We start from the raw sequence: 7,239 nt of genomic DNA, 5'->3' as shown, positions 1-7,239 counted from the left end.
CTGTGGAGCAGCTTCGTCACCAAGCCGCTGGCCACCCTGCTGCCCACCAGCACCGCCGCCGTGTCGGTGATGGCGCTGATCAAGCTGCTGTCCGGCATGATCTGGCTGCTGGTCGTCGGCCGCACCCTCACCATGGGCATCGCCTGGCACCGGTTCAGCGCGTTCTTCAACATCTACTTCAAGCGGGAGGACGACGGCGACGTCGCCCTGGGCCGGTTGAAGCCGATGATGAGCGACGGCAAGCCGCTCGACTTCGAGGAAGCCGACCCCGAGGAGGACGTCTTCGGCGCCGGCAAGATCGAGGACTTCACCTGGAAGGGCTGGCTGGACTTCTCCACCTGCACCGAGTGCGGTCGTTGCCAATCGCAGTGCCCGGCGTGGAACACCGGTAAGCCGCTGTCGCCCAAGCTCGTCATCACGCAGCTGCGCGACCACGCCTACGCCAAGGCGCCGTACCTGCTCGCGGGCGGCAAGAAGGACGTCACCGGCGAGGAGGTCGGACTCACCGGCGACAACCCGTACGCGGGCATCGACGTGCTCGCGCTGGCCGAGGCCGAGCGTCCTCTCGTCGGCACCGGCGAAGAGAACGGCGTGATCGACCCCGAGGTGCTGTGGTCGTGCACCACGTGCGGTGCGTGCGTCGAGCAGTGCCCCGTGGACATCGAGCACGTCGACCACATCGTCGACATGCGCCGCTACCAGGTGATGATCGAGTCGAACTTCCCGAGCGAGTTGAACGGGATGTTCAAGAACCTGGAGAACAAGGGCAACCCGTGGGGTCAAAACGCCAAGGACCGGCTGGCCTGGACCGAGGACCTCGACTTCGAGGTGCCCGTCTTCGACGGTGAACTGGGCGACGCCGAGTACCTGTTCTGGGTCGGCTGCGCCGGTGCGTTCGAGGACCGCGCCAAGAAGACCACGCGCGCCGTGGCGGAGCTGCTGCACATCGCGGGCGTGAAATACACGGTGCTCGGCCCCGAGGAGACCTGCACCGGTGACCCGGCCCGCCGCGCGGGTAACGAGTTCGTCTTCCAGATGTTGGCGCAGCAGAACGTCGAGGTCCTGAACTCGGTGTTCGAAGGCGTCGAGCCCGCCAAGCGCAAGATCGTCGTCACGTGTGCGCACTGCTTCAACACGTTGGCCAACGAGTACCCGGAACTCGGCGGCACCTACGAGGTCGTGCACCACACCCAGCTGCTCAACCGGCTCGTCCGCGAGAAGCGGCTCACCCCGGTGGCACCGATCGCCGAGGACGTCACCTACCACGACCCCTGCTACCTGGGTCGGCACAACAAGGTGTACGAGGCGCCGCGTGAGCTCGTCGGCGCGTCCGGTGCGTCGCTGCGGGAGATGCCGAGGCACGCCGACCGGTCGATGTGCTGTGGCGCCGGTGGTGCCCGCATGTGGATGGAGGAGCGCATCGGCAAGCGCATCAACGTCGAGCGCGTGGACGAGGCTCTCGGCACCGCGCCGTCGAAGATCGCGACGGGCTGCCCGTTCTGCCGCGTGATGCTCACCGACGGCGTGACCGCCCGCCAGAACGACGGCCAGGCGTCCGAGAACGTCGAGGTCGTCGACGTCGCGCAGCTGCTGCTGTCGGCCGTCAAGCGGGGACAGCCGGTGGGGGCGACGGTGGCCGCGTCCGGCGGCGAGGCGGAAGCCGACGGCCGGGCCGATGTGCCCACGGACGAGGTCGGTACTGGCACTGTGCAACCAGACGAGGACAAAAAGTAACCGATCGGCGGGATCGAGTCGAGACTCTCGTGGTTTTCGAGACTTTCGACTAGCGATCCCGCCTTTCGGCGCCTGGTTCCCGGCTAGCATGACGACCTCGTGGACAGCTCTCCCGAGGCGAGGTTGAGGCAGGCGATATGCAGGACGGAGGTTCCGTGAACGCGCCGGGCGGCGGTGTCTCCGAACCCGCCGACGCCAGGTCACAGTCCCCACGGCGACACCCCAGGCCCGAACGAGTGGTGATGTCCCCGCGCGACACGTTCGCCGAGGACGATTCCGACGAACTCACGACGAGGCAGCTTCGGGCCCGCCCGTACGTGCTGACGAAGGGCCGCACCCACGCCCGTCCCGACCTCGCCATCGAAACACTGGTCTCGGCCACGCCGAACGCCCAGTGGCACCTGCATAAGAACGCCGAGTACCGCAAGGTCGGACAGGTGTGCGCCCAGCCGAGGTCGGTCGCCGAGATCGCCGCCTACCTGGAGGTCCCCCTCGGGGTGGCCAGGGTGCTGATCAGCGATCTCGCCGACACGGGTTTCGTGCGCATCCACGACGCACCGCAGACGACCGACGGCAGGCCCGACCGTCAGCTCATGCACCGCGTCCTGGCGGGTCTGCAGAAACTTTGACCAACTCTGACCGTCGGCGGTACCGATCCGCGAAGGACACCGTTGGCAACAGGCCACGAGTACACAGGCCGGTAGGCCGATGAAGTGGCCCCGACGACCTTCCCGACGGTGGGTGGGCCGGACCCGCTACCCCGCTCCACGCGTCCTTGCCCGTGCCGCGACATCGGTGCTTCACTCCTTGCCGTTGTTCGCCGTTGTTCGCCGACGCGCGTTAGGAGCTCGCGATGCCGCCCACCCACGAGGTGACCAACCAGGTACCGCCGCTGGTCGACTACGACGTCGCCGACGACCCCGCGCTGCTGGAGGGACTACGCAGAGAGGGAGCCGACTGGGCCGAGGCTGAGGTACGTGACCTCGGAATCCTGGCCGGCGGTGAGCGGGCCCAGGAGTGGGGCAGGCTCGTCAACGAGAACCCGCCGACCCTACGCACGCACGACAACGTGGGCAGGCGCATCGACGAGGTCGAGTTCCACCCGCACTGGCACGACCTGATGGCGACCGCCGTCTCGCACGGTCTGCACGCGGCCCCGTGGCGACACGACCGGCCCGGTGCGCACGTGGCCCGCGCGGCGAAGTTCTACGTGTGGAGCCAGGTCGAGGCCGGACACACGTGTCCGATCTCGATGACCTACTCGGCCGTGCCCGCCCTGCGCTACAACACCGACCTCGCCGCGATCTACGAGCCGCTGCTCGCGGCCCCGCACTACGACTTCGGACTGCGCGTGCCCACCACCAAGCGCGGGCTGATCGCGGGCATGTCCATGACGGAGAAGCAGGGCGGTTCCGACGTCCGCGCCAACACCACCCGCGCCGTACCGACGGAGGACGGCACCTACCGGCTGACCGGCCACAAGTGGTTCACCTCGGCCCCGATGTCCGACGTGTTCCTCACGCTCGCACAGTCACCGGGCGGACTGTCGTGCTTCCTGCTGCCCCGCGTGCTGCCCGACGGCACCCGCAACGCCATCCACCTACAGCGACTCAAGGACAAGCTGGGTAACCGCTCCAACGCCTCCGCCGAGGTCGAATACGACGGTGCCGTCGGCTGGCTCGTCGGCGAGGAGGGTCGGGGTGTGCGCACCATCATCGAGATGGTCAACAACACGCGCCTCGACTGTGTCATCGGTACCGCCGCCGCCATGCGGTACGGCACCGTGCGCGCCGTGCACCACACGACGCACCGTTCGGCGTTCGGGACTCCGCTCGCGCGGCAGCCGCTCATGACGAACGTGCTCGCCGATCTCGCCGTGGAGGCCGAGGCGGCCACCACCGTCGCGCTACGGCTGGCCGGCGCCACCGACCGGGCCACCGCGGGCGATCACCGGGAGGCCGCGTTCCGCAGGTTCGCTCTGTCCGTGTCGAAGTACTGGGTGTGCAAACGCTCTCCCGCACACGCCGCCGAAGCGCTCGAATGCCTGGGCGGCAACGGATACGTGGAGGAGTCCGGTATGCCCAGGCTGTTCCGCGAGTCGCCGCTACTGTCCATTTGGGAGGGTTCGGGCAACGTCACGGCGCTCGACACGTTGCGGGCGATGGCGAAACAACCGGAGTCCGTCGAAGCCTTCTTCGCCGAGGTGGAAACGGCCCGGGGTGCGGACTCGCGCCTCGACGAGGCCATCACGTCGGTGCGCCGCGACCTGGGCGACCACGACGAGATCGAGTTCCGCGCGCGGCGGCTCGTCGAGCGATTGGCGCTCGTACTCCAGGGATCGCTGCTGGTGCGACACGGGGACAAGGCCGTCGCGGACGCGTTCTGCGCCTCCCGACTCGGCGGCGACTGGGGCGGCGCGTTCGGGACTCTGCCGCGCGGCGTCGACGCCGAAGCCGTGGTGGCCAGGGCCATTCCCTCGACGATTCCGACCGCTTCGACGACGAACTCGTCCGGTCAGTAACCGAAGTTCTGCGTCCAATACCAGCCGTCGGAGTTCACACCGACACCGATGGCGGTGATCTCGCAGTTCACGATGTTACGGCGGTGTCCCTCGGAGTCCATCCAGGCGTCCATCACCGCTTCGGCTCCGGCCATGCCCATGGCGATGTTCTCCGCTGCCGGGCGCGGATATCCGGCGGCGGAGATCCGCTCGTCGAACGTCGTGCCATCGGGCGAGGTGTGCGACAAGTAGTTGTTCTCGGCCATGTCGTCGCTGTGGTCCTGGGCCGAGTCGGTCAGCCGGTGGTCCATTCGCACAGGGCCGCATCCGGCTTCGGCACGTTCGGCGTTGACTAGCTCGACCACCTGCTCCGCGAGGTCGTCGACATTCGAGGGCGGACTCTCGGACGTCCTCGTGGGCTCGGCGTCCTCGGTTGGGACAACCTCGGTGGTCGGGCTGTCCGAACTGGGCGAAGCGGCACTGGACGAGCTCGGTTCCGGCGGGACTTCCCGGTCTGCTTCGGATGTGGTCGGGCTCGCGGTGGAGGTCGTCGACGTCGTTTCCTCACCGGTGGTGGACGGCGGCGCGGCTCCCACTTCACCGCCGCCCGGCTGTGCGTCCCGGTCGATGTCGAGATCGGACGCGGACTGCCGGGCGAGGGACGTGTCCTCATTCGACGGCGAGAACCAGAACAGGTGACCACCGGCGGCGACCGCCACCCCCACAAGCACGCTGACCATCACCAACAGTGACCGGACTCGCGAGCTCGGGGTAGCCACAAGGCGGCAAGCTACCACCAAAGCGTGAGTTATTGAACCGTGATTTGTTCGTCGGTGATTCGTATTGCAACCGCTTGCGGGTCAGCGATGAGTGTCGACCCGGTCGAAGTTCTTGTACGCCCGACTGGGTGTGGGTCCACGCTGCCCCTGGTAACGCGAGCCGACCTCCACCGAACCGTAGGGGAACTCGGCCGCACTCGTGAGCTGGAACAGACACAGCTGCCCGATCTTCATGCCCGGCCAGAGCGTGATGGGCAGGTTCGCCACGTTCGACAACTCCAACGTGATGTGCCCCGAGAAACCCGGGTCGATGAACCCGGCCGTCGAGTGGGTAAGCAACCCGAGCCGCCCCAACGACGACTTCCCCTCCAACCTGCCCGCGAGGTCGTCGGGCAGGGAGAACAACTCGAACGTCGAGGCGAGCACGAACTCACCCGGGTGCAACACGAACGGTTCGTCGTCGACGTCCTTCTCCACCAACGAGGTCAGCTCGTCTTGGCGTAGCTGCGGATCGATGTGGGTGTACCGGCTGTTGTCGAACACGCGGAAGAAGCGGTCGAGCCGCACATCGATACTCGATGGCTGCACCATCGCCGGATCGAACGGGTCCACCCCTAGCCGCCCGGATTCGAGCGCCTTGCGAATCTCACGGTCACTCAACAGCACGTTCTCACCCTAACCGGGCGACACGCTGCGGATTCAAGCGGCGGGCTCCACCGGCGCATGCATGTGTTGCGCGTAGGTGCGATCGTGCCGAACCAGCTTGCCGAGCGCCTCGGCGTAGCGGCGCCGCGTGAACTCCCCGATCCGCTCCTGCGCCCACGTGGCGCCGGGCACCCGTTGCCGCACGGTCTCGGCGGCGAAGTTACCCGCCGCCGCCGCGAGCACTGCGGCCTGCATGATCGGGTCATCGGGCAGGCCCAGGAAATCGGAGTTGGCCTTGCCGAGCACGAGACGGCTGATGGAGCCGTGCACACGCATGGACAACTCGCCGACCACGGCACCGAGCGGGCCACCACGATCCCGGCCGGCCTCGGAATAGGCGTGGAGCAACGCGGCCGCGAGGCGCTGCGAGTCCTCGTCCGGCACGAACTCGGTGGCGGCGAGCAGCCACAGAAGCCGCCACGCGTCCTCCTCTGTGGCGGGCAGGAGCTCGTCGTCGACCCCCATGAGCCAGCCGACGTACCGCCACAGGTGGATGATGTCGGCGCGTTCGGTGTCGGTGTAGCGAACCCCGAGCACACGCATGCCCAAGACGTAGACCAGCGAGAACAGCAGCAGCGTGCCGGCTGTCTGCACCTGGTTGATGGGACGGTCCCACGAGGCGTAGTCCCAGTCGTCACGACGGTTCATGGCAGCGCGGACATGGGCGTGCACGAGCCGCACCCGCAACGCGGAGGCGTAGCCGTCGGCGCCGACGCGCAACGCGCCGGGCGTGGTGACATCGAACCACCAGCGGGCGGTCTCGGTGAGACGACGAGTGGCCGCGTACTCGATGACACCGGTACCGACCAGCGGTTTCGTGGCGCGAGAAGCCAGATAGCCACCCATCAGCGCTATGTCACCGAGCGGGAAGAGGCTCAACACACCCGTGCGCACGATGGCACGAGCGCCCCGGTCGAGGCGCTCGTGACTCACCCAGTACGGCGTCGCCTCCACCGCGCGGAAGAAGTCCACGAGCTCGGCGGGCGGGTCGTCGAGGCTGTCGAGGCTGTCGAGGCCGTGTTCGACGGCGCGGTTGAACAGCCGACGCCCCTCACCCGGCGGCAGCCTGCGGATCATGTCGACGACCGCGTCGGCCAGGGGGTCCTCGGCCTGGGCGAACTCCCGCAGGCGCCGACGTTGCCGCTTGGTGCTTCGGATGTCACCGGGTGCGAGGAACTTGGCAGCGAAGCGGAAACCGCCCTGGCGAAGCAGTTCCGGCTCCGACAGCCGCTCGTCGGTCGTCATGATGCCCCCACCAACCTGCGAACGAGAATGAGACAACAAGTGTTGTCACTTCACGGTGCGCACGTCAAGAAACACAGGGCGATCGGGGAGGGAGGGCACCCACTTGCCACCCGGAGATCGCGGCTGTATATCATGTGGGTTGCCTGCGGATGTAGTTCAATGGCAGAACATCAGCTTCCCAAGCTGAGAATGCGGGTTCGATTCCCGTCATCCGCTCCAAACTCAAGGCCCGGGCCGGGGTTCCCACTTTGGACCCGGGCCTTTGTCATGACTTGC

The 7,239-nt window shown here is 67.5% G+C and carries 6 protein-coding genes and 1 tRNA gene; 4 read left to right on the top strand and 3 right to left on the bottom strand.

Annotation, left to right across the window (positions count from 1 at the left end):
• The 3 genes from M7H19_RS10825 to M7H19_RS10815 form a co-directional block, all read left to right on the top strand.
• On the top strand, positions 1 to 1,734 hold a 1,734-nt coding region (locus M7H19_RS10825; protein ID WP_298180406.1), incomplete at its 5' end, for a (Fe-S)-binding protein.
• 155 nt (positions 1,735 to 1,889) lie between these two features.
• Positions 1,890 to 2,363 (top strand): DUF742 domain-containing protein, encoded by a 474-nt coding sequence (locus tag M7H19_RS10820; RefSeq protein ID WP_298180403.1) that lies wholly within the window; start codon positions 1,890 to 1,892, stop codon positions 2,361 to 2,363.
• A gap of 224 nt (positions 2,364 to 2,587) precedes the next feature.
• On the top strand, positions 2,588 to 4,255 hold the full coding sequence (locus M7H19_RS10815) for an acyl-CoA dehydrogenase family protein (protein ID WP_298180401.1): 1,668 nt from the start codon (positions 2,588 to 2,590) through the stop codon (positions 4,253 to 4,255).
• Here M7H19_RS10815 and M7H19_RS10810 read toward each other — a convergent pair.
• The 3 genes from M7H19_RS10810 to M7H19_RS10800 all read right to left on the bottom strand — a co-directional run bounded on the left by M7H19_RS10810 (position 4,249) and on the right by M7H19_RS10800 (position 6,963).
• Positions 4,249 to 5,013 (bottom strand): CAP domain-containing protein, encoded by a 765-nt coding sequence (locus M7H19_RS10810; RefSeq protein ID WP_298180399.1) that lies wholly within the window; start codon positions 5,011 to 5,013, stop codon positions 4,249 to 4,251. The genes M7H19_RS10815 and M7H19_RS10810 overlap by 7 nt on opposite strands.
• A gap of 81 nt (positions 5,014 to 5,094) precedes the next feature.
• Positions 5,095 to 5,679, bottom strand: coding sequence for a dCTP deaminase (gene dcd / locus M7H19_RS10805; RefSeq protein WP_298180397.1), 585 nt, complete (start codon positions 5,677 to 5,679; stop codon positions 5,095 to 5,097).
• 33 nt (positions 5,680 to 5,712) lie between these two features.
• Positions 5,713 to 6,963 carry an oxygenase MpaB family protein gene (locus M7H19_RS10800; RefSeq protein ID WP_298180394.1) on the bottom strand — a complete coding sequence of 417 codons (1,251 nt, stop codon included), beginning with the start codon at positions 6,961 to 6,963 and terminating at the stop codon, positions 5,713 to 5,715.
• Between the two features lie 145 nt (positions 6,964 to 7,108).
• Here M7H19_RS10800 and M7H19_RS10795 point away from each other — a divergent pair.
• Positions 7,109 to 7,182, top strand: a tRNA-Gly gene (locus tag M7H19_RS10795).
• The last annotated feature ends 57 nt before the right edge of the window (positions 7,183 to 7,239 follow it).

This window comes from Saccharomonospora sp. (assembly GCF_027317685.1).
In the GTDB taxonomy this organism is placed as follows: domain Bacteria; phylum Actinomycetota; class Actinomycetes; order Mycobacteriales; family Pseudonocardiaceae; genus Saccharomonospora.
The sequence above is the reverse complement of the archived record's forward strand: the minus strand, read 5'-3'. Positions and strand labels throughout refer to the sequence as shown.

Excerpts from the sequence above, each read along its gene's own strand:
- M7H19_RS10815 (WP_298180401.1), top strand. The coding sequence starts at position 2,588 with ATGCCGCCCACCCACGAGGTGACCAACCAGGTACCGCCGCTGGTCGAC.
- M7H19_RS10800 (WP_298180394.1), bottom strand. The coding sequence starts at position 6,963 with ATGACGACCGACGAGCGGCTGTCGGAGCCGGAACTGCTTCGCCAGGGC.